The organism is Mycobacterium sp. (genome assembly GCF_019247615.1).
Classification (GTDB): domain Bacteria; phylum Actinomycetota; class Actinomycetes; order Mycobacteriales; family Mycobacteriaceae; genus Mycobacterium.
In genome coordinates this window covers 1-19,466 of the sequence record NZ_JAFBAT010000244.1, presented here as the reverse complement: position 1 = coordinate 19,466, position 19,466 = coordinate 1, and the positions used below count along the sequence as shown (strand labels likewise).

Annotated in this window: 20 protein-coding genes and 1 pseudogene; 14 read left to right on the top strand and 7 right to left on the bottom strand. The window is 67.3% G+C overall.

Going from position 1 to position 19,466, the window contains the following annotated elements; translation table 11 throughout:
* On the bottom strand, positions 1-1,306 hold a 1,306-nt coding region (locus tag JO059_RS16765; RefSeq protein ID WP_293320657.1), incomplete at its 3' end, for a long-chain fatty acid--CoA ligase.
* Between the two features lie 142 nt (positions 1,307-1,448).
* Here JO059_RS16765 and JO059_RS16760 point away from each other — a divergent pair.
* From JO059_RS16760 to JO059_RS16740, 5 genes are all read left to right on the top strand, one after another.
* On the top strand, positions 1,449-1,847 hold the full coding sequence (locus JO059_RS16760) for a polyketide cyclase / dehydrase and lipid transport (protein WP_293320655.1): 399 nt from the start codon (positions 1,449-1,451) through the stop codon (positions 1,845-1,847).
* 80 nt (positions 1,848-1,927) lie between these two features.
* Positions 1,928-2,365: an SRPBCC family protein gene (locus JO059_RS16755; RefSeq protein WP_293320653.1), complete on the top strand. Its 438-nt coding sequence runs from the start codon at positions 1,928-1,930 to the stop codon at positions 2,363-2,365.
* Positions 2,366-2,369: 4 nt separating this feature from the next.
* Positions 2,370-3,653: an ArsA family ATPase gene (locus tag JO059_RS16750; RefSeq protein WP_293320665.1), complete on the top strand. Its 1,284-nt coding sequence runs from the start codon at positions 2,370-2,372 to the stop codon at positions 3,651-3,653.
* Positions 3,650-4,084 (top strand): hypothetical protein, encoded by a 435-nt coding sequence (locus JO059_RS16745; RefSeq protein ID WP_293320651.1) that lies wholly within the window; start codon positions 3,650-3,652, stop codon positions 4,082-4,084. The genes JO059_RS16750 and JO059_RS16745 overlap by 4 nt, the downstream gene beginning before the upstream one ends.
* An 84-nt stretch (positions 4,085-4,168) precedes the next feature.
* Positions 4,169-4,930 carry a lysophospholipid acyltransferase family protein gene (locus JO059_RS16740; RefSeq protein ID WP_293320649.1) on the top strand — a complete coding sequence of 254 codons (762 nt, stop codon included), beginning with the start codon at positions 4,169-4,171 and terminating at the stop codon, positions 4,928-4,930.
* 23 nt (positions 4,931-4,953) lie between these two features.
* Here the strand turns inward: JO059_RS16740 and JO059_RS16735 are convergent, their stop codons facing one another.
* Positions 4,954-6,234, bottom strand: coding sequence for a glycosyltransferase 87 family protein (locus JO059_RS16735; protein WP_293320647.1), 1,281 nt, complete (start codon positions 6,232-6,234; stop codon positions 4,954-4,956).
* Positions 6,235-6,341: 107 nt separating this feature from the next.
* Here JO059_RS16735 and JO059_RS16730 point away from each other — a divergent pair, with 107 nt between their 5' ends.
* The 3 genes from JO059_RS16730 to JO059_RS16720 are packed head-to-tail and all read left to right on the top strand — an operon-like array spanning position 6,342 to position 9,213.
* Positions 6,342-7,211, top strand: a complete 870-nt coding sequence (locus JO059_RS16730) for a hypothetical protein (protein WP_293320663.1) — start codon at positions 6,342-6,344, stop codon at positions 7,209-7,211.
* A gap of 55 nt (positions 7,212-7,266) precedes the next feature.
* On the top strand, positions 7,267-7,779 hold the full coding sequence (locus tag JO059_RS16725) for a polyadenylate-specific 3'-exoribonuclease AS (RefSeq protein WP_293320645.1): 513 nt from the start codon (positions 7,267-7,269) through the stop codon (positions 7,777-7,779).
* Positions 7,780-7,824: 45 nt separating this feature from the next.
* The gene (locus tag JO059_RS16720) at positions 7,825-9,213 is read left to right on the top strand and encodes a class II 3-deoxy-7-phosphoheptulonate synthase (RefSeq protein ID WP_293320643.1); all 1,389 of its coding nucleotides are present in this window, start codon (positions 7,825-7,827) and stop codon (positions 9,211-9,213) included.
* A gap of 79 nt (positions 9,214-9,292) precedes the next feature.
* Here JO059_RS16720 and JO059_RS16715 read toward each other — a convergent pair whose 3' ends face one another.
* The gene (locus JO059_RS16715; protein ID WP_293320641.1) at positions 9,293-10,510 is read right to left on the bottom strand and encodes a protein kinase; all 1,218 of its coding nucleotides are present in this window, start codon (positions 10,508-10,510) and stop codon (positions 9,293-9,295) included.
* A 78-nt stretch (positions 10,511-10,588) separates the two neighbouring features.
* Between JO059_RS16715 and JO059_RS16710 the strand changes: the two genes are divergently transcribed.
* Positions 10,589-10,993, top strand: coding sequence for an Rv2175c family DNA-binding protein (locus JO059_RS16710; protein ID WP_293320639.1), 405 nt, complete (start codon positions 10,589-10,591; stop codon positions 10,991-10,993).
* A 3-nt stretch (positions 10,994-10,996) separates the two neighbouring features.
* Here the strand turns inward: JO059_RS16710 and JO059_RS16705 are convergent, their stop codons facing one another.
* Together JO059_RS16705 and idsA2 are read right to left on the bottom strand one after the other, a co-directional pair.
* Entirely contained in the window at positions 10,997-12,541 is a 1,545-nt protein-coding gene (locus tag JO059_RS16705) for an alpha-(1->6)-mannopyranosyltransferase A (protein ID WP_293320637.1), read from the bottom strand.
* Positions 12,542-12,545: 4 nt separating this feature from the next.
* Positions 12,546-13,613: a bifunctional (2E,6E)-farnesyl/geranyl diphosphate synthase gene (gene idsA2 / locus JO059_RS16700; protein WP_293320635.1), complete on the bottom strand. Its 1,068-nt coding sequence runs from the start codon at positions 13,611-13,613 to the stop codon at positions 12,546-12,548.
* A 222-nt stretch (positions 13,614-13,835) separates the two neighbouring features.
* Between idsA2 and JO059_RS16695 the strand changes: the two genes are divergently transcribed.
* The gene (locus tag JO059_RS16695; protein WP_293320633.1) at positions 13,836-14,732 is read left to right on the top strand and encodes a mycobacterial-type methylenetetrahydrofolate reductase; all 897 of its coding nucleotides are present in this window, start codon (positions 13,836-13,838) and stop codon (positions 14,730-14,732) included.
* On the opposite strand, the gene JO059_RS16690 is transcribed toward JO059_RS16695, so the two are convergent.
* Together JO059_RS16690 and JO059_RS16685 are read right to left on the bottom strand one after the other, a co-directional pair.
* Entirely contained in the window at positions 14,729-15,439 is a 711-nt protein-coding gene (locus tag JO059_RS16690) for a DUF3153 domain-containing protein (protein ID WP_293320661.1), read from the bottom strand. The genes JO059_RS16695 and JO059_RS16690 overlap by 4 nt on opposite strands.
* Positions 15,440-15,519: 80 nt before the next feature.
* On the bottom strand, positions 15,520-16,125 hold the full coding sequence (locus JO059_RS16685) for an N-acetyltransferase (protein WP_293320631.1): 606 nt from the start codon (positions 16,123-16,125) through the stop codon (positions 15,520-15,522).
* Positions 16,126-16,475: 350 nt separating this feature from the next.
* Between JO059_RS16685 and JO059_RS16680 the strand changes: the two genes are divergently transcribed.
* From JO059_RS16680 to JO059_RS16665, 4 genes and pseudogenes are all read left to right on the top strand, one after another.
* Positions 16,476-16,874 carry a DUF3040 domain-containing protein gene (locus tag JO059_RS16680; protein WP_293320629.1) on the top strand — a complete coding sequence of 133 codons (399 nt, stop codon included), beginning with the start codon at positions 16,476-16,478 and terminating at the stop codon, positions 16,872-16,874.
* Between the two features lie 460 nt (positions 16,875-17,334).
* Complete coding sequence (gene mraZ / locus JO059_RS16675; protein ID WP_293320627.1) at positions 17,335-17,766, top strand: division/cell wall cluster transcriptional repressor MraZ; 432 nt, start codon at positions 17,335-17,337, stop codon at positions 17,764-17,766.
* A gap of 40 nt (positions 17,767-17,806) precedes the next feature.
* The gene (gene rsmH, locus JO059_RS16670) at positions 17,807-18,991 is read left to right on the top strand and encodes a 16S rRNA (cytosine(1402)-N(4))-methyltransferase RsmH (protein ID WP_293320659.1); all 1,185 of its coding nucleotides are present in this window, start codon (positions 17,807-17,809) and stop codon (positions 18,989-18,991) included.
* Positions 18,988-19,466: pseudogene (locus JO059_RS16665) on the top strand (hypothetical protein); the annotation flags it as partial. The gene rsmH and the pseudogene JO059_RS16665, both read left to right, overlap by 4 nt.

Sequence of the window (19,466 nt, the reverse complement as noted above, 5' to 3'; positions counted from 1 at the left end):
ACGCCTCGCCGGTGGCCTGCTCATTGCGCCAGTAGCCGCTGAACACCACGCCGCCCCGCACCAACAGCTCGCCGTCGTCGGCGATGCGCATGCTGTTGCCGGGCAGCAACGTTCCGACGGTTCCGATCTTGACCCGCCCGACCTGGTTGACCGTGATGGCCGAGCTGGTCTCGGTCAGGCCGTAGCCCTCGTGGATGGTCAGGCCGACACCCCGGTAGAAGTGACCCAGCCGCGCGCCCAGCGGCGCGCCGCCCGACACGGACGCGTGGCAGTCGCCGCCCAGCGCGGCGCGCAGCCTGTGGTAGACCAGCCGCTCGAACACCGCGTGCTTGGCGCGCAGGAAAAGCCCTGGGCCGCCGTCGTCTTGGGCTTGGCTGTAGTCGACCGCGGTCTGCACCGCCATCGCGAAGATCCGGCCCTTGCCGTCGTTGACCGCGTTTTGCTCGGCCGTGTTGTACACCTTCTCGAACACCCGCGGCACCGACACCACCACCGTCGGCTTGAACACCGCGAGCATCGGCAGCAGGTTCTTGATGTCGCTGGTGAACCCGACGGTCACCTTGTTCGCGAACGCCGACAGCGTGAGTGAGCGCGCCAGGACGTGGGCCAGTGGCAGGAATACCAGCAGCCGCTGCCCCTCATTCAGCAGCGTCGGCAGGCATTCCTTGGCGCCCCTGGTCTCATAGAGCAGGTTGGAATGGGTGAGCTGGCACCCCTTGGGCCGTCCGGTGGTGCCCGAGGTGTAGATGAGTGTCGCCGGATCCCCGGAGCGCAGCGCCTCCTGGCGCGCCGTCAGCTCGGCCGGCTCGACCGAGGCGCCGGCCTCCGCGAGCTGCTCGAGCGCTTTGGGGCCCGAACCGTCGATGTGCAGCACCCGGCGCAGCGCGGGCAGCTCGGCGGTGAGTTCGGTGACCATCGCAGCGTGCGCGTCCGTTTCCGCGAACGCCAACACCGCGTCCGAGTCCTGCAGCACCCAGCGCACCTGCTCGGCCGACGACGTCTCGTAGATCGGGACGGTGACCGCGCCGACGGACAGGATGGCGAGGTCGAGGATGGCCCACTCGTAGCGAGTGGCCGAAAAGATGGACACCCGGTCGCCGGCCTGCACCCCGAGAGAGATCAGGCCGAGGGCCGCCGAACGGACCTGCTTGGCGGCCTCGGCGCAGGTGACATCGGTCCAGACGCCGTCGATCTGACGTTGGAAGATCACAAAGCCCGGATCGTCGCGCTCGTGCTCGAAGACCATGGCCGCGACGTTGTCGTGTTCGCCGACGGAGAAGCGGGCGGGGACACTGTACTCACGCACTCTTTTGACCTCGTTCGTGCTAGTGGCTTCGACGCAAGTGAACTGCGTGACCCTGGTGGGGCCGGTTTGCTGCCGTCCAGCCTAATCGCGCTTTGGGGTGCCCTGACATGGGCGATTCAGCCTGATGTGTGAAGCTGGGGCGGTGAACAGCATCCAGATCGCGGACCAGACGTACATCGCGGCCGACGCCGCGCGCGTCGGTGCCGCGGTCGCCGATCCGGCGTGCTGGCGCCGCTGGTGGCCCGACCTTCGGCTGGACGTCGTCGAGGACCGCGCCGACAAGGGAATCCGCTGGTCGGTCACCGGTGCGCTGACGGGCACCATGGAGATCTGGTTGGAACCACAACGGGACGGGCTCGACGGGGTGGTGCTGCACTATTTCCTGCACGCCGAGCCCACTGGCGTGGCGGCCTGGCAGTTGGCCAAGCTGAATTTGGCGAAAATGACGCACCGCCGTCGGGTGGCGGCCAAGAAAATGGCGTTCGAGGTGAAGAGGACGGTCGAACGGTCCCGTCCGGTCGGAGTTTCTCCGGTAGTTTAATCCGGATCAAGGTCAGCGGGTGAGAGTACCGTTTCGGCCCGCGGGGTGTACCCGCTTGCGGAAGAGAGGGCAGCAGCCAGGTGGCGGACAAGACGACGCAGACCATCCATATTGATGCGGATCCGGCCACGGTGCTGGGGGTGATCGCCGATATCGACTCGTATCCGGAGTGGATCTCTGAGTACAAGGAAGCCGAGGTGCAGGAGAGGGGCCCCGACGGCTACCCGAAGGTCGTGCGATTCGTGATGGACGCCGGCGTCATCAAAGACACCCTCGTCATGTGCTACCAGTGGCCCGAAGATCGCCACTCGTTGAGCTGGAGCCTGGTCTCGAGCTCGCTGCTGCGTTCGCTTGAAGGCACATATCGCTTGGCGCCCAAGGGGTCTGGCACCGACGTTACCTACGAGCTGTCGGTGGACCTGGCCCTCCCGATGATCGGCCTGCTCAAGCGCAAGGCCGAGCGCAGGCTGACCGACAGCGCTTTGAAGGATCTGAAGAAACGAGTCGAGGCTGAGTGAGTCCATCGACTTCCGAGCGCCCACTCCGGCACGAATCAGTCTCTTCGTCGGCAAGGGCGGAGTAGGGAAGTCGACCCTGGCGTCCGCTACCGCGGTCTGTGATGCAGGCTCGGGGCAGCGGGTGTTGCTGGTGTCTACGGACCAGGCGCACTCGCTGGGCGACGTGCTCGGTCTTGCCGTCCCGCCGAGCGGTCCCCCGAGCGACCACCGTGAGCTGGTTCGGGTGCTTGCGGATCTCGACACCGGGGCGCCGGCGGCCGGCGGCGGATTCCTCGACGCGCTTGCACTGGACACCTTGGCCCTGCTCGAGGACCGGTGGTACGACGTGGTCAACACTCTCGACCGGCGTTTCCCCGACTCCGAGTTGAGTACCATTGCGCCGGAAGAACTTTCGGCGCTGCCCGGTGTTCAGGAAGTGCTCGGTTTGCACGCGGTCGGTGAGCTCGCCCGATCGGGACGATGGGATCGCATCGTCGTCGATTGCGCCTCGACCGCAGACGCCTTGCGAATGTTGACCCTGCCCGCCACGTTCGGTCTCTATGTGGATCGTGCGTGGCCGCGCCATCGCAGGCTGTCCATCGGCGCCGACGACGCGCGGTCCGGCGCGTTGGTCGAGTTGCTGGAGCGCGTCAGCGCCTGTGTTGACGAGCTGAGCACGTTGTTGACCGACGGAGAGCTGGTCCGTGCGCACCTGGTGTTGACCCCCGAGCGGGTGGTGGCGGCGGAGGCGGTCCGGACGCTGGGTTCGTTGGCGCTGATGGGCGTGCGGGTCGAGGAGCTGATCGTCAACCAGGTTCTTGCCGAGGACGACTCCTACGAGTACCGCGACCTGCCCGAACATCCGGCGTTCTGCTGGTACGCCGAACGCATCTGCGAACAGCGCGTCGTTCTCCAGGAACTCGACGCCGCCATCGGTGACGTAGCGCTGGTGTTGACCCCGCACCTGGCCGGGGAGCCGATCGGTCCAAAGGCATTGGCCTCGCTCCTCGACGGCGCCCGTCGGCGGCGCGGAGGGGCACCGCCGGGCCCGGTGCGCCCCGTCGTGGACCTGGAATCCGGATCGGGGCTAGGGTCGATCTACCGAATGCGGCTGACGTTGCCCCAGCTCGACGCCAGAGATCTGACGCTGGGCCGGGTGGATGACGACCTGATCGTCAGTGTCGGTGGCCTGCGCCGCAGGGTTAGGTTGGCGTCCGTGCTACGGCGATGCACGGTGCTGGACGCGCGCCTGAAGGGCAGTGAGCTGACGGTCCGTTTTCGACCAGATCCGGAGGTGTGGCCTAAATGAACGGGTCTCATCCCGACATCGGTCCAGAACTGCGAAAACTTGCGCAAGCGATCCTGGACGGGATCGAGCCCGCAGTGCGGGCCGCGGCGGTCCTTACTGCGGGAGGCGGGGTCGGAACCGGCAAGTGCCAGCAGGTGTGGTGTCCGGTGTGCGCGCTGGCCGCGTTGGCGACCGGCGACCAGCACCCGTTGCTGACCGTGATCGCCGACCACAGCGTCGCCCTGCTGGACTTGATCCGCGGCATGGTCAGCGACATCGGCGACGGCGGAGACAACAGGGACGGCGGAGACGTTCCAGACACGTCGGACGGCAACCATGACGGTGACCCGCCGGGGGGCGGGGTCACCACCGAGCCGTGCGCCGGACCGACCGCGCGAGAGCCCGGCGCGAAGACTCGTTATCAACCCATCCCGGTCACCGTCGAGGACTGATCCGTCCTCGGCCGAAGGTGGTCCCTTCCGCTACGGATCGGTACAGTTGCGCAGAACACCATCCGATGCGGGCGAGAGGGAGCCATGTGGTACTGGCTGTTCAAGTACGTCTTCATGGGCTGGCTGTTCACTCTGCTTGGTCGGCCGAAAGTCGAAGGGCTGGAACACATTCCGAGTTCGGGGCCGGCGATACTGGCCAGTAACCACCTCGCGGTGGCCGACAGCTTCTACCTTCCGTTGGTCGTGCGTCGCCGGATCACGTTCCTCGCAAAATCCGAATACTTCACCGGCACCGGCCTCAAGGGCTGGTTCATCCGCTGGTTCTACAGCTCGGCCGGCCAGGTGCCCATCGACCGCTCCAGCGCGGACGCCGCGCAGGCGGCGCTAAACACCGCCGAGCGGCTGCTGCGCAAGGGCAAGCTGCTGGGGATGTACCCGGAAGGAACTCGTTCACCCGACGGGCGGCTCTACAAGGGGAAGACGGGGATGGCGCGGCTCGCGTTGCAGACCGGTGTTCCGGTGATTCCCGTCGCGATGATCGGCACCAACGTGGTCAACCCGCCGGGCAAGAAGATGTTGCGCTTCGGGCGGGTCACCGTGCGGTTCGGCAAGCCGATGGACTTCTCGCGCTTCGAGGGCATGGCAGGCAACCGATTCATTGAGCGCGCCGTCACCGACGAAGTCATCTACGAGCTGATGCAGCTGTCCGGGCAGGAGTACGTCGACATCTACGCCGCCAGCGTCAAGGCGAACAAGGAGAACGAGAACAAGGCCGGCAGTAATGGGTCGAGCGCTCAAGGTTCGAGCACCGAGGCGGCGCGCATCCCAGCGACGGCCGTAGGTTAGCGCCCGTTACAGCCGGGGGGCGATCAGCCGAGGGCAGACACCGGCGTCAGCGTCTGGGCGGCCGGATCCTGCGCCGCCCTGCGGGCGGTGACCGTCAGTCCCGCCGCGACGATGACCGCGACGGCCCACCACACATAGGACGAACCGGCGAGTTGACGCCACCAGTTGGCGGTGGTCTCGTGATGCTTGGGAAGCAGGTCGATCGGCGTCCACCTCATCAGCGCCACCCCGACCGCGGTGAGCGCGGCCAGCACCACGTTGCGGCGCCGCCAGGCCAGCACCGCCGTCACCAGCACCGTCGGCAGCGCCCACACCCAGTGGTGTGACCAGGACACCGGCGAAACCACCAGGCCAAACAGGGCGGCGCAAACCACCGCCAGGGTGGGCTCCTCGGCCCGCAGCACCCGCCGCATCGCCCAGATGGTCACCGCCAGGACCAGCAGGCAGGCCACCACCCACAGCGCGAAGCGTTCGTGCTCGCCGAGCCCCAGCCGGGCAAGAGCGCCGGCGATGTTCTGGTCCGTGTTCAGCGCGGTCTCACCGATTCGATCGGTGTGGTGCACCGTGCGGGTCCAGTACTCCCAGGAGTCGGTCCAGGCCAGCGCGAAACCCGCCAGCGTCGCGGCCGCAAAAGAACCCACCGCTGTCAGCGCCGCGCGATTGTCGCGGCGCAGCACGAAGTAGAGCAGAAAAACCGCCGGTGTGAGCTTCAGCGCTATGCCGAGGCCCAGCAGCAGCCCACGCGGCCAGGGCGTGCGGCGCGGCACGCAATCGGCGAGCACCAGCGTCATCAGCACGACGTTGATCTGCCCGAAGGCGAAGTTGGACGTGATCGGCTCCAGCCAGATCGACGACGCCGCCACGACGGTCACGGCCAGCCACAGCCGGCGCAGCCAAGTCGGCCCGCTCAGCACGGCTGAGGCGCTCCACACGTCAAGTCCGGCCAACACGATGCTGGTGGCCACGATCAGCAGCAAAAAGTTCAACACCGTGATCGCGATGCTGGCGGCCGGCATGTGCAGCCAGGAGAAGGGGCAGAACACAATGGCGGCGAGCGGGGGATAGGTGAACGGCAGATTCAGGCCGATCGGTGTGTGGAACAACACGTCGCGATACAGCGGACGGCCGTCCAACCAGGCCTGGCCGCCCATCTGGTAGACGTCGATATCGATGCGATACGGGGTGTGCCCGAACAGTCGCCAGGCCACGTAGTACAGCGCCCCGGCGGCCAGCGCCCAGAGCAGGGCCCATACCAACGCCCGGCCGGTTCCACTGCCCGCGCCGGGCGCCCGCCATCTGCTCATGTCGAAGAACAGGGTAATCGGTCTCCCCGTCCACACGTGCCACAGCGCGGCTCCCACGCAGTGGGACGGGGCCGGCGTAGGTTTCTAGAGTGCCTCACTGGTTCGTGCTGGGAGTGGCCCATTGGTTCGCGCATGACATCGTCGAGCGAGGCCGGCTGCCGTTGCTGTGCTGTCTGGTCGCGTTCATCCTGACGTTTTTCGTCACCCGCAGCTTCGCGCGCTTCATCCGTCACCGGGCGGACGCCGGTCTGCCGACCAGATGGTGGCAGCCGCGCAATGTCCATATCGCGGGCGTGCACATTCACCATGTGACGTACGGCATGGTCTTGGTGATGCTGTCCGGGCTCACATTGGTCACCCTTTCGGTCAGTGGTCGTGAGCCCGGGTTCACTTTGGCTGCAACGGTTTTCGGGATCGGGGCAGCGTTGGTCCTCGATGAGTATGCGTTGATCCTGCACCTGTCCGACGTCTACTGGGAAGAAGACGGCCGGACCTCGGTGGACGCGGTCTTCGCCGCGGTGGCCGTGGCCGGGCTGTTGATCATGGGCCTGCACCCGCTGATGTTTTTCCTCCCCTTCTGGCACGCCGCCGACTCGGTGGTGCTGCGTGCCGCGGTGGCGATCTGCGGTCTGTTGGTGACGTTGCCGCTGGCCGTGGTGGTGGTTCTCAAGGGCAAGGTGTGGACCGGCCTGATCGGCATGTTCCTGCTGATATTGCTGGTGATCGGCGCGATCCGGTTGTCACGTCCGCACGCGCCGTGGGCCCGGTGGCGTTACACCAATCAGCCGGAGAAGATGCGGCGTGCGCTGCAGCGCGAACGGCAGCTGCGTCGCCCGGTGGTGCGGGCCAAGCTCTGGGTGCAGTGCGCCATCGCGGGCACCCCGCGCCTGCCCGACGAACGCGCGGTGGACGCCCAGCTCGACCAGGACGTCCACGCCGCACCGGCGCCGACGGGGCCCATCCTGATCAGCCGATAGCGGTGGGTCGGCGGCCGGGCCTGGTTGGCCTGATTGGCCGCCTAAACTTCTCGAGGTGCGGTACTTCTACGACACCGAATTCATCGAGGACGGCCGCACCATTGAACTGATCTCCATCGGGGTGGTCGCCGAGGACGGTCGCGAGTACTACGCGGTGTCGACGGAATTCGATCCCGAACGCGCCGGCAGCTGGGTTCGTGCCAACGTCCTGCCCAAGCTCCCGCCGCCCTCCTCGCCGCTGTGGCGATCACGCAAGCAGATCCGGCTGGACCTCGAGGACTTCTTCCGCATCTTTGATGCCGGATCGACCGAGCCGATCGAGCTGTGGGCCTGGGTGGCCGCCTACGACCACGTCGCCCTGTGTCAGTTATGGGGCCCGATGCCCGCGCTGCCCCCGGCGATACCCCGCTTCACCCGGGAGTTGCGGCAGCTGTGGGAGGACCGGGGATCCCCTCGGCTGCCGCCCCGCCAGCGAGACGCCCACGACGCGCTCGTCGATGCCCGTGACCAGCTGCGCCGCTTTCGCCTCATCACCGCCGGCGAGGGCCGAGCGGTACATTCGCGCTGATCAGGCGTTGGCTAGCGCCGTCTGGCCCGCGGTTACCATGGACCGATGAACTGGACCGTCGACATACCGATCGACCAGCTACCGCCGCTGCCGCCGCTGCCGACGGACCTGCGGACGCGATTGGACGCCGCGCTGGCCAAGCCGGCCGCCCAGCAGCCGAGCTGGGACGCCGAACAGGCCGCGGCAATGCGCACGGTCCTCGAGAGCGTGCCGCCGGTGACGGTGCCGTCGGAGATCGTCCGCCTGCAGGAACAACTGGCCCTGGTCGCAAAGGGCGAGGCATTCCTGCTGCAGGGGGGCGACTGCGCGGAGACCTTCGTCGACAACACCGAACCGCACATCCGGGGAAACGTCCGCACCCTGCTGCAGATGGCCGTCGTGCTGACCTACGGCGCCAGCCTGCCGGTGGTCAAGGTGGCCCGGATCGCCGGCCAATACGCCAAGCCGCGGTCGGCCGACGTCGACGCGCTGGGCCTGAGGTCCTACCGCGGCGACATGATCAACGGCTTCGCACCGGACGCCGCCGCGCGCGAGCACGATCCGTCGCGGCTGGTGCGTGCCTATGCCAACGCCAGCGCCGCCATGAACCTGGTGCGAGCGCTCACCTCGTCCGGCCTGGCTTCGCTGCATCTGGTGCACGACTGGAACCGGGAGTTTGTCCGGACCTCGCCGGCCGGCGCGCGCTATGAGGCGCTGGCCACCGAGATCGACCGGGGATTGCGGTTCATGAGCGCCTGTGGAGTGGCCGACCGCAACCTGCAGACCGCGGAGATCTACGCCAGTCATGAGGCGTTGGTGCTCGACTACGAACGGGCCATGCTGAGGCTGTCCGAGACCGAGGACGGCGAGCCGCAGCTGTACGACCTGTCGGCGCACACCGTGTGGATCGGCGAGCGGACCCGCCAGCTCGACGGCGCGCACATCGCGTTCGCGGAGGTGATCGCCAACCCGATCGGCGTCAAGATCGGCCCCACGATGACACCGGAACTGGCCGTCGAATACGTCGAGCGGCTCGACCCGCACAACAAGCCGGGCCGGCTGACATTGGTGAGCCGGTTGGGCAACAACAAGGTGCGCGACCTGCTGCCCCCGATCGTCGAGAAGGTTCAGGCCACCGGGCACCAGGTGATCTGGCAGTGCGACCCGATGCACGGCAACACCCACGAGTCGTCCAACGGGTACAAGACCCGCCACTTCGACCGCATCGTCGACGAGGTGCAGGGCTTCTTCGAGGTGCACCGCGCGCTGGGCACCCACCCCGGCGGCATCCACGTCGAGATCACCGGCGAGAACGTCACCGAGTGTTTGGGTGGGGCCCAAGACATTTCGGACGTGGACTTGGGCGGCCGCTACGAGACGGCGTGTGACCCGCGGCTGAACACCCAGCAGTCACTCGAGCTGGCGTTCCTGGTCGCCGAGATGCTGCGCGACTGAGCATTTTTGGGCGCGAGCAGACGCAAAATCGCACTGCGCGATGGCATTTTTTGCGATTTTGCGTCTGCTCGCGAATGGCCTACAGCAGGCCGCTGAGGTTGCTGCCGATCGTCCATGCCGCCGTCGCGACCAGTCCGGTGAGCGCCAGCACGACGGCCACCCAGATCAGCACCATGCGCCGCGCGTGCTGCCGGGCCAAGACGAATTCGCTCATCGCGATCCCGGCGAATTCCCCTGCCAGCGGCTGATATTCGACTCTCCCGGATTCCGCGTCCGGGTCGGAGGAGCGCGCCGGCTCCGCCCAGTCCCCCGGCCCGCGGGTGAGCTCACGGGTGGGCTGGCGAACCGGTGCCCCCATCGGCGGGTGCTGACTCATGCGGCTGTAGTGCAGCGCCGCCGACCGGTGCTGTGCGGAGTTGCGCGGGGCCGGCACCCTGAAGTCCGGCAGGGCTAGTTCTTCGGCGATTGCGTCGAGTTCGGCGCCCATCTCGATCGCATCGGCGTATCGGCCGGCCGGGTCAGCCGCGGTCGCCCGCTCCACGAACTCGTCGAGCTGGGGTGGCACGCCGTCGATCACCTCGCTCGGCCGCGGCACGTCGGCATCCAGCCGTTGATAGGCGATCGACAACGCCGAGTCGCCAGTGAACGGCGTCCGCCCGGTCAGCAGTTCATAGGTGAGGATCCCGACGGCGTAGACATCGCTGCGGGGACCGGCGTTGCCGTCGCGCACCTGCTCCGGCGACAGATAGGCGGCGGTGCCCAAAATAACGCTGGCGGAAGTGATTCCAGCGGACGCGACTGCACGGACCAGCCCGAAATCGGCGATCTTGACGTCGCCGTCGTCGGAGATCAGGACATTCTCGGGCTTGACGTCGCGGTGCACCAGGCCGGCCCGGTGCGCGGCGCCGAGCCCGCCCAGCACCGGGCGCAGCACGGCCGCCACGGCATGCGGTGGCATCGGACCGCGTTCGGCGAGCAGCTCGCGCAGGGTGCCGCCCTCGATCAACTCCATCACCAAAAATGGATGCCGCGCGTCTAGCCCCTGGTCGTAGACCGCCACCAGCCCAGGGTCTTTCAGCCGGGCGACCGTTCGGGCCTCCATTCGGAACCGCGTCAGGAACTGGTCGTCGCCGGCGTAGCGAGAGTCCATGACCTTCAGCGCCACCGGGCGGTCGAGCCGGACGTCGAGCCCGCGGTAAACCGTCGAGGTGCCGCCGCTGGCGATCTTGGACTGGACCAGGTAGCGGCCGTCCAGCAATGCGCCTTCCAACGGGTCGCCCGTCCCAGCTCCGGCCACGGGGCCATCGTAGGTGCGGTGGTGCAAGGCCACGTGAAAGCCGGGTCCAGCGCGCCCAGCAGGCTTACACTTGCTGCGGTGAGCAGTATTCCGGCCGGCGACGACGTCCTAGAACCCGACGAGCCAACGTACGACCTGCCCAAGGTCGCAGAGTTGCTTGGCGTGCCGGTCAGCAAGGTTCAGCAGCAGCTGCGGGAGGGCCACCTGGTTGCGGTGCGGCGCGACGGCGGCGTGGTGGTGCCGCAGGTGTTCTTCACCAGCTCGGGTGAGGTGGTCAAGAGTTTGCCTGGACTGTTGACCATCCTGCACGACGGCGGTTATCGCGACACCGAGATCGTGCGCTGGCTGTTCACCCGCGACCCTTCGCTGACGGTCACGCGCGACGGCACCCGTGATGCCATCAGCAACGCCCGTCCCGTCGACGCCCTGCACGCCCACCAGGCTCGCGAGGTGGTGCGCCGGGCCCAAGCCATGGCCTACTGATGGCTACGCCTCGACGGGCTCTTCTACCTCGACGGGTCGCGGCTCCGGCGCCCGGTTCAGCGCATACCAAGCGGCCAGGGCGCAGCCCGCGGCCAGCGAGCAATGGAGCCAGGAATACATGCCGTGCGAGCCGTCTGGTTTGAAGATCACCATGACCCAGGTCGACAATCCGCCGATGGCGGCGACCGCTCGTCGCGACTGGGCCAGGGGGGCCGCCACCGCCAGCGGCCAAGAGTAGTACCACGGCAGGGCGGCCGGCACGAACAGCACCACGATCAGCATCGACCACGCGATCCCGGTCAGCGCCGCCCGGTCGTCGCGCCGGGACCGCCACCACAACAGCGGCAGTGACACCGCGATAACCCCCATCCCGATGAACCGGGTGACGCGCAGCGTGGCATAGAAGTTGACCGGGAACAGTCCGCTGCCCAAGGCGTGGATCAGGTTGGCGACCGCGGTCGGCACGGTCAGCCAATTGATGATCTTGACCGATCCGGCCAGCGCGGTCAGCCAGCCCAGGCCCACGCCGGCGACGGCCGACAACATGCCGAACACGACGACAAAGATCAGCAGGGACGTAGCGGTAGCCACCAGGAATGCCTTGGCCGGCCGATTTCCGCGGTGCTCGCGCAGGTGGCGCATCCACACCCACACCAGAAACGGCGCGGAGATTCCGGCGGTGGCTTTGACCGCGATCGCCACCGTTATCAGGACGACGCCCAGCACATGGCGGCCCTGAAAGGTCAGCGCGATCCCGGCGGCCATCAACCCCACCATCAGCATCTCGTTGTGCACGCCGCCCATCAGGTGTATGAGCACCAGCGGGTTGAGAACGCAGATCCACAGTGCAAGCGAGCCGTTGGTGCCCAGGTGATGGGCGATCCTCGGCTCGGCCCAGATAAGCAGCGCCAGTCCGGGCAGCATGCACAACCGCAGCACCATGGTTCCCGCGATCACGTGGTTGCCCACGAGCATCGTGACGAGCTTTGCGATGAGGATGAACGCCGGGCCGTAGGGCGCCGTGGTGATGGTCCAAATGGGACTTACGTTGTCCAGCAACGGGTTTGGGTTGGCCACGGGGCCTACCGCGTAGGGGTCGAAGCCGTCGCGCAGCAGCGCGCCCTGGGCCAGATACGAATACGTGTCGCGACTGAACACGGGCACCGAAAGCAGCAATGGCGCCAGCCAGAAGCCGGTGGTCGCCCGCATGGTGAACTCGGACGCTTGCCGGGCCAGCGCTTGCCGGCCCAACCGCACCCACGCGATCAGCATCAGAGCCACGCCGGTCCACAGCAGGATGGACGACAGCACCAGCCCATGGCCAAAGCGCAGCCAGGACAGGTGCAGCGCTTCGAGCAGGGGGTCGTGGGGCTTGGTGCTGCCTGCCCCGAGTCCCCCCGCCATGATCAGCAGCGATCCCAAAAAGCCCAACTTCGCCGACCGCGACTCCGGGGCCGCGGCAAACGCGAGTAGTCGTGAGAAGTGTTGGGCGACAACCTGTTGTGTTGACGATGAGTTGGCGGCCGGGTGGTGTGTTCCGGTGGTCATCGGCTCAGGCGGACCGGTTCGTGGAAATTTTGGCCAGATCGGAGAGCCCGGCTTTGGCCGCCGGGTCGATGGGCGCGGCCGCCAGCGTGGCCAGCGCCCGATCGGTCAGCTCGGCGATGCGCCGCTCAGCTGCGGCCAGCGCGCCCACCGACACGATCACGTCGCGGAGCCGATGCACCTGCGCGTCGGTCAACGGCGCACCGATGGAGCTTCGAAGCAGGTTCGCAGCCGAGGGATCGGACCTTCGCGCCAGTTGCACGGCCTCGGCCAGCAGGACGGTCCGTTTGCCCGAGCGCAAATCGTCGCCGGACGGCTTGCCGGTGACCGTCGGATCCCCGAACACCCCCAGGACGTCGTCGCGCAGCTGGAATGCGACACCGAGGTCGGTACCGAACCGACCGAAGAGGTCCTGGACGTCGGGTCGGTCCGCGGCGGCCGCCGCCCCCAGCTGCAGCGGCCGCGCCACGGTGTAGCACGCGGTCTTGAAGGTGTCGACGTTCATCGCGGACTCTACCGATTCCGCGGCGCTGGCCTCGGCGACGATGTCGAGGTATTGCCCGCCCAGCACCTCGGTGCGAATCTCGCCCCACACGCCCTGAATGCGCCGCTGGGCGTCGGGCGCCAGAGATCGCTTGGAGCCGAACGAAACCTCGAAGACAATGTCGTCTGCCCAAGCCAGCGCCAGGTCGCCGAGCAGGATGGCCGCCGACGTCCCGAATCGCTCCGCCGAGCCCCGCCACCGCCGCTCGCGGTGCAGCGCCGCGAAGCGGACATGCGCCGTCGGTTTGCCGCGGCGGGTGGACGAGTCGTCGATCACGTCGTCATGCACCAGGGCGCACGCGTGCAGCAACTCCAGCGCGGAAAACAGCAGCAACACATCCGGATCGGGCTCACCGTTCGCCACGGCGCGCCAACCCCAATAGGCGAAGGCGGGCCGCAGCCGCTTGCCGCCGTTGAGCACGAAATCCTCGAGCGCCGCGACCAGGGTGTCGTAATCGCCGCCGATGTATGCGGTCCGGGCCCGCCGGTCGCGCAGGTACCGCCGAAGTTGCTCGGTGATCGCGACGGTCAACTCGACGGTGGCCGCTGCTGCTGGGGCTCTTGAGCTCAGCGCGGCGCCCCTTTCTGGTCAGCAGAGACGTGGTGTTCTCTAGGCCCGACAGTGTATGTCGCTTCGGCGGCTCGAGTTGCTTCGACCGGCTCAGTATCGGGCCCCTATGCTGGCGGGGGCGTCGGGGCGGAGTCCCGTCTGATGACCTCGTCTGATGGCCTTCGTCTGATGGAGAGGAGTTGAGTGACCCTCAACACCATCGCGCTCGAGTTGGTGCCGCCGAACGTGGAGGACGGTCGGGAGCGGGCACTCGAGGATGCGCGCAAAGTGATGCGGTACTCGGCCGAGTTCGGCATCGAGGGCCGGATCCGGCACGTGATGATCCCGGGCATGATCGCCGAGGACGACGATCGGCCCGTCGCCATGAAGACGAAATTCGATGTCCTGGACTTCTGGTCGATCATCAAACCGGAACTGCCGGGGCTCCACGGGCTGTGCACACAGGTGACCGCGTTCATGGACGAGGCATCCCTTCGGCAGCGGCTCACCGATTTGCGTGCCGCCGGCATGGAGGGCGTGGTTTTCGTCGGCGTGCCGCGCACCATGAACGACGGCGAGGGTTCCGGCGTCGCGCCGACCGACGCGCTGTCGATCTACCGCGAGCTGGTGAGCAACCGCGGGGTGATCGTGATCCCGACTCGCGACGGCGAAGAGGGCCGGCTCAATTTCAAGTGCGAGCGGGGCGCGACCTATGGCATGACCCAGCTGCTGTATTCGGACGCCATCGTGGGTTTTTTGACCCAGTTCGCCAAGAACACCGACCATCGGCCCGAGATACTGCTGTCGTTCGGTTTCGTACCGAAGGTCGAGAGCCGCGTCGGCCTCATCAACTGGCTCATCCAGGACCCCGGCAACGCGGCGGTGGCCGATGAGCAGGCGTTCGTCAGGAGGTTGGCCGATGGCGAACCGGCCGAGAAGCGCCGGCTGATGGTCGACCTGTACAAGCGGGTGATCGACGGCGTCGCCGAGCTCGGCTTCCCGCTGAGCATCCATTTCGAGGCGACGTACGGAATGTCCGGACCCGCCTTCCAGACCTTCGCCGAGATGTTGGCCTATTGGTCGCCCGATAGGGCGGCCTAGCTCGGGGGTTGGTCGCTTCCCGCCGTGAACCGCGGGGAGCGGTCGCGGCTCATCCACGCCAGCAGCGCCACCACGCCGGCGGCCGCGAAGGACGCGATGCCCAGCCATACGCCGGCGCCGGTGAAATTGCGGGTGTTGGGGTCGGTGTAGCGGGACTGGGCGGTCATGGTGCTCACCACGCCCGGTTTGAGCTTCCATGCCACCACGTCGGGCTCGACGCGGTCGCCATTGGTGGAGGTCACCGGACCGGGAAAGGCGACCGTCAACTCCACGTCGGCGTCATTGTCCGTCACAGAGGTCAGATCCGCTCGGCCTTCCAGGATCACCAGGTTGCCGTTGCGGCGCAGCGACAGATTCACTCCCTGGGCGTCGGAGTTCATGTTCGCCAGCTGCGGCAACTCGGCGAAGGTCAGATCGGAGAACACCGCCTGCGACCCCACAAAGCCGTCGTTGTCGTAGTTCGACACCGCCACCTTCTGCCCGAACGGAAGGTTGTTGGTGTCGAGCTGCGGCCCGCTGTCCTTCGGGCTCTTCGGTTTGGCGGCCGCGATGATCTCGCCGGACACCAGGTCATCGGGCGAGACGGTGAGCGACGCCCGCACCCGCAGACAGCCAGTGAACAGCGGAACCATCAGCAGGAGCATCGCGATGGCCAGCGCGCGGCGCCGCCGGACCGCAAAAGCTCGGGATCCGCGGGCGTGAAGCATGCAGGAGCGGGCGCGCACCAGGTCATCGTGCCAGAGGTGTCCCGGGATGCCATCTCGGGCCGCTGGCGGTCTACGGGCCGCTATAGGGGCAGCGCGCGACCGAGGATCGCAAAGGGGCGTGGGTCCCCGGCGAAATGGTAGCCGCGAATGATGTCCGCGAACCCCAGTCGCCGGTACAACCGCCACGCCCGGTTGGGCTCGCCGTTGGTCTCGGGTGTGGAGAGCAGGACGTTCTCTTCGGCGCGTCCCGACAACAGCCGCCGGGCCAGCGCCTCGCCGAGGCCGCGGCCCTGGGCGCGGGGATGAATGTGCAGCTCGGTCAGCTCGAAGTAGCTGCTCATCAGCCGCGTGATCTCCTGGGGTGGCAAGCCGCCGCGCTGCAAACCCATGACGACCTGCTGTTGCCACCACTGCCCGGGTGCCCCGGGGTAGCCGTAGGCAATGCCAAGCAACGGCGCGTTGCTCAAGTCGGCATTCGGTACTTCCTCGTCGGGATCCCCGGCGACCTCCGCTTCGACGACAGCGACCCCTCGCCACCCGGGGCGGCGGATGTGCTCCAACCACATGGCGGCGCGCTGGTTCTCGGTGCCTCGCGGGTATCGCATGGCATCGACATACACCGCGAGGGCATCACCGAGGCGGCGTTCCATATCGTCCGGTGGCAGATCGATGAGGAATATCGCCAACTCGGTGTCCTCCTCATCCAGCGTCGGCGGGCCCTCCAGCGGTCGGTTCGCACGCGGTGCTTCGGCGGTGGGTCATCGTTCGGCCCGGTGGCGCTCCCGCCATTATCGGACGCGGACGAGGCGATTCGCCGCGCGGTGGCGCAGAACCGATGAACCGTCCCGCTTCGGAAGCGGGTTGTAACGCACCGGCGTCCGGCTTCATGAGCGCGGAAATCCGGGCTGGATAGAATCGCTGCCGAAGCAGTGGTACGGCACAGAATCAACTCGTATCATCTGACTTAGTTGCCCCGACACGGGCATCCGCGTGCTAATCGATAGTTACGTGTCAAACTGTCGGCAAGGAGGGACGAATGCCACTCTCCGATCATGAACAGCGGATGCTCGATCAGATCGAGAGCGCGCTTTACGCCGAAGATCCCAAATTTGCGTCGAGCGTCCGTGGCGGAGGGTTGCGTGCACCGACCGCGCGGCGGCGTCTGCAGGGCGCGGCGTTGTTCGTCATCGGTCTTGCGATGCTGGTCTCGGGGGTGGCGTTCAAGGCCACAATGATCGGCAACTTCCCGATTCTGAGCGTCTTTGGGTTCATCGTGATGTTTGGCGGGGTGGTCTACGCCATCACCGGGCCGCGGTTGGCCGGCAGGCCGGACCGCTCGGGTACTGCGCCGGGGTCGGCGCGCCAGCGCCGCAACAAGGGCGGGTCATTCACCACTCGGATGGAGGACCGGTTCCGCCGGCGCTTCGACGACTAGGACACTCGCGGGTGACAGCGGGGTAGCCATTGGCTGCCCCGCTTTTCGTCGTCGAGCGGGCGATCGGCGCGCGGCTCGGCGCCATGGTTGCATGCTCGGGGTGGTTGGTCCCGGCACCTAGCGCCGGCATTCGTTTCGACTTCAAATCGAGCCCAAATCGAGTCCGGACGCCGAATTCGCTCCCCACCGGGCCCCACCGAGACCACCTTTCGTCCCACCGGCCGCCGTCGCGCCTCTGACGTGCGGATTTTCGTCGTCGCCGTCGCCTGGACGACGCGATCGGCAAGGCCGCCGGACAACGTGCCGCGGCGCTCGGTGGTGAAAAGCCCCCAGAACTCACCGCCGACACTCCAACTATGGGGCTAAGGGGGGCTAAGTGGGGGATTGTGGGGTATGGTGACTGCAGCGTTCGGGTTGACCACAGGGCCGCTTTCGGGCCGCTTGGGCGGAGGTGAATCGGGTGTTTCTCGGCACCTACACGCCCAAACTCGACGACAAGGGGCGACTGACGTTGCCCGCCAAGTTCCGCGACGCATTGGCAGGGGGGTTGATGGTCACCAAGAGCCAGGATCACAGCCTCGCCGTATACCCGCGGGCGGAATTCGAGCAGCTCGCCCGGCGGGCGAGCAAGACCTCACGGAGCAACCCCGAGGCCAGAGCGTTTCTGCGCAATCTCGCCGCGGGCACGGACGAGCAGCACCCCGACGCCCAGGGCCGGATCACGTTGTCCGCCGACCATCGGCGTTACGCGAACCTGTCGAAAGACTGCGTGGTGATCGGAGCGGTCGATTACCTGGAGATCTGGGATGCGCAGGCCTGGCATGACTACCAGCAGACCCACGAAGAGAACTTCTCCGCGGCCAGCGATGAAGCACTCGGCGACATCATCTGATGAGTGGCGACCCGCTTCGCGCGGCTCCGCCGCGCTTGCGATCACCACTGACTCTGAGGCGCGTGCCCGTGCATCGTGGCCTCTGCCCGAACCGACCCTGGCGTACTTCCCCAACGCCAGGTTCGCGCCTTCGGACAGGGACCCGGGTGCAGGGGCGACCCCTCGGAACCGGGAAGGCGTTGCCTTGGTTGACAATTCAAGTTCAGGGTCAGGGTCAGGGTCGGGTTCGGGGTCAAGCGATTTCGGCCATGTGCCCGTTCTGCTGCAACGCTGCTTCGACCTGCTGCTCCCAGCCCTGACGCGCCACCACCGCGACGGAACGGGTGCGGTTCTCGTCGACGCGACCATCGGTGCCGGCGGCCACGCGGAGCGGTTCTTGACCGAGTTGCCCGGCCTGCGCCTGATCGGGCTCGACCGCGATCCCACCGCGCTGGATATCGCCGGCGCCCGGCTGTCGCAATTCATCGACCGCATCACGCTGATCCACACGCGCTACGACGGCCTGGCTACCGCGCTGGCCGAATCCGGCTGCGCCGCAATCGAATCAGTGGACGCGGTGCTATTCGACCTCGGTGTCTCCTCGATGCAGCTCGATCGGGCCGAACGGGGTTTTGCGTACGCCCAGGACGCGCCGCTGGACATGCGGATGGACCCGGCGGGCCAGCTGACCGCGGCCGACATCGTCAACACCTACGAGGAGGCGGCCCTGGCGGACATCCTGCGCCGCTACGGGGAAGAGCGGTTCGCGCGCCGCATCGCCGCCCAGATCGTGCGCCGACGCGCATACACCCAGTTCACCTCGACCGCCGAGTTGGTTTCGCTACTCTACGAAGCCGTTCCGGCTCCAGCCCGCCGCACTGGAGGGCATCCGGCCAAGCGCACCTTCCAAGCGCTGCGGATCGCCGTCAACGACGAGCTGACGTCGCTGCGCCGCGCGCTTCCCGCCGCCCTGGGGGCGCTCACCGTTGGTGGACGCGTCGTGGTGTTGGCCTACCAATCGCTGGAAGACCGGATCGTCAAGCGGGTGTTCGCCGACGCGGTGGCTTCGCGGACGCCGCTGGATCTTCCCGTCGAGCTTCCCGGGCACGAGCCGCGATTCCGCTCCTTGACGCGCGGCGCCGAACGCGCGGACGCCGCCGAGATCGAACGCAACCCCCGCAGCACGGCAGTGCGCCTGCGGGCCGTGCAACGAGTGGGAGGGGCGACGAATGAAGGTGACGAATGAAGGTTAAGCGCGAGCCGGCGAAACGCCGCCGCGCGGGTGATCGCGACAGATCTGCCCGCAAAAAGGGGCGTGCCGCCCCCGAGCCCGCGTCTTTGCACGGCAGCCGGCCCGCGAAGGCCTCGACGCCCACCCGGGCGGCGCGGGCACCGCGGTCAGGACCGCAGACCGGCCCGATTTCCCGGCCGGTCGAGCGGTCAGTCCGGGCGAAGAATACGAGTCAGGCCAAGGCGCGAGCCAAGGCGCGGAAGGCCAAGGCGCCCAAAGCCGTTCGGCCGCGCCTGACCGAGCGATTGGCGACTCGGCTGGCATCGATCGATCTGCGGCCCCGGACGCTGGCGAGCAAGGTTCCGTTTGTCGTGCTGGTCATCGGGGCGCTCGGCCTCGGGCTGGGCCTCACGCTATGGCTGTCCACCGCTTCCGCCGAGCGTTCCTATCAGCTGAGCCACGAGCGGGGGAAGAACCGGCTGCTGCAGCA

Bases quoted from the DNA above. Each gene is read 5' to 3' on its own strand.
- JO059_RS16705 (WP_293320637.1), bottom strand. From the start codon at position 12,541: ATGACCACCGGAACACACCACCCGGCCGCCAACTCATCGTCAACACAA.
- JO059_RS16680 (WP_293320629.1), top strand. From the start codon at position 16,476: ATGCCACTCTCCGATCATGAACAGCGGATGCTCGATCAGATCGAGAGC.
- JO059_RS16735 (WP_293320647.1), bottom strand. From the start codon at position 6,234: ATGAGCAGATGGCGGGCGCCCGGCGCGGGCAGTGGAACCGGCCGGGCG.
- JO059_RS16690 (WP_293320661.1), bottom strand. From the start codon at position 15,439: ATGCTTCACGCCCGCGGATCCCGAGCTTTTGCGGTCCGGCGGCGCCGC.
- JO059_RS16720 (WP_293320643.1), top strand. From the start codon at position 7,825: ATGAACTGGACCGTCGACATACCGATCGACCAGCTACCGCCGCTGCCG.
- JO059_RS16740 (WP_293320649.1), top strand. From the start codon at position 4,169: ATGTGGTACTGGCTGTTCAAGTACGTCTTCATGGGCTGGCTGTTCACT.
- JO059_RS16745 (WP_293320651.1), top strand. From the start codon at position 3,650: ATGAACGGGTCTCATCCCGACATCGGTCCAGAACTGCGAAAACTTGCG.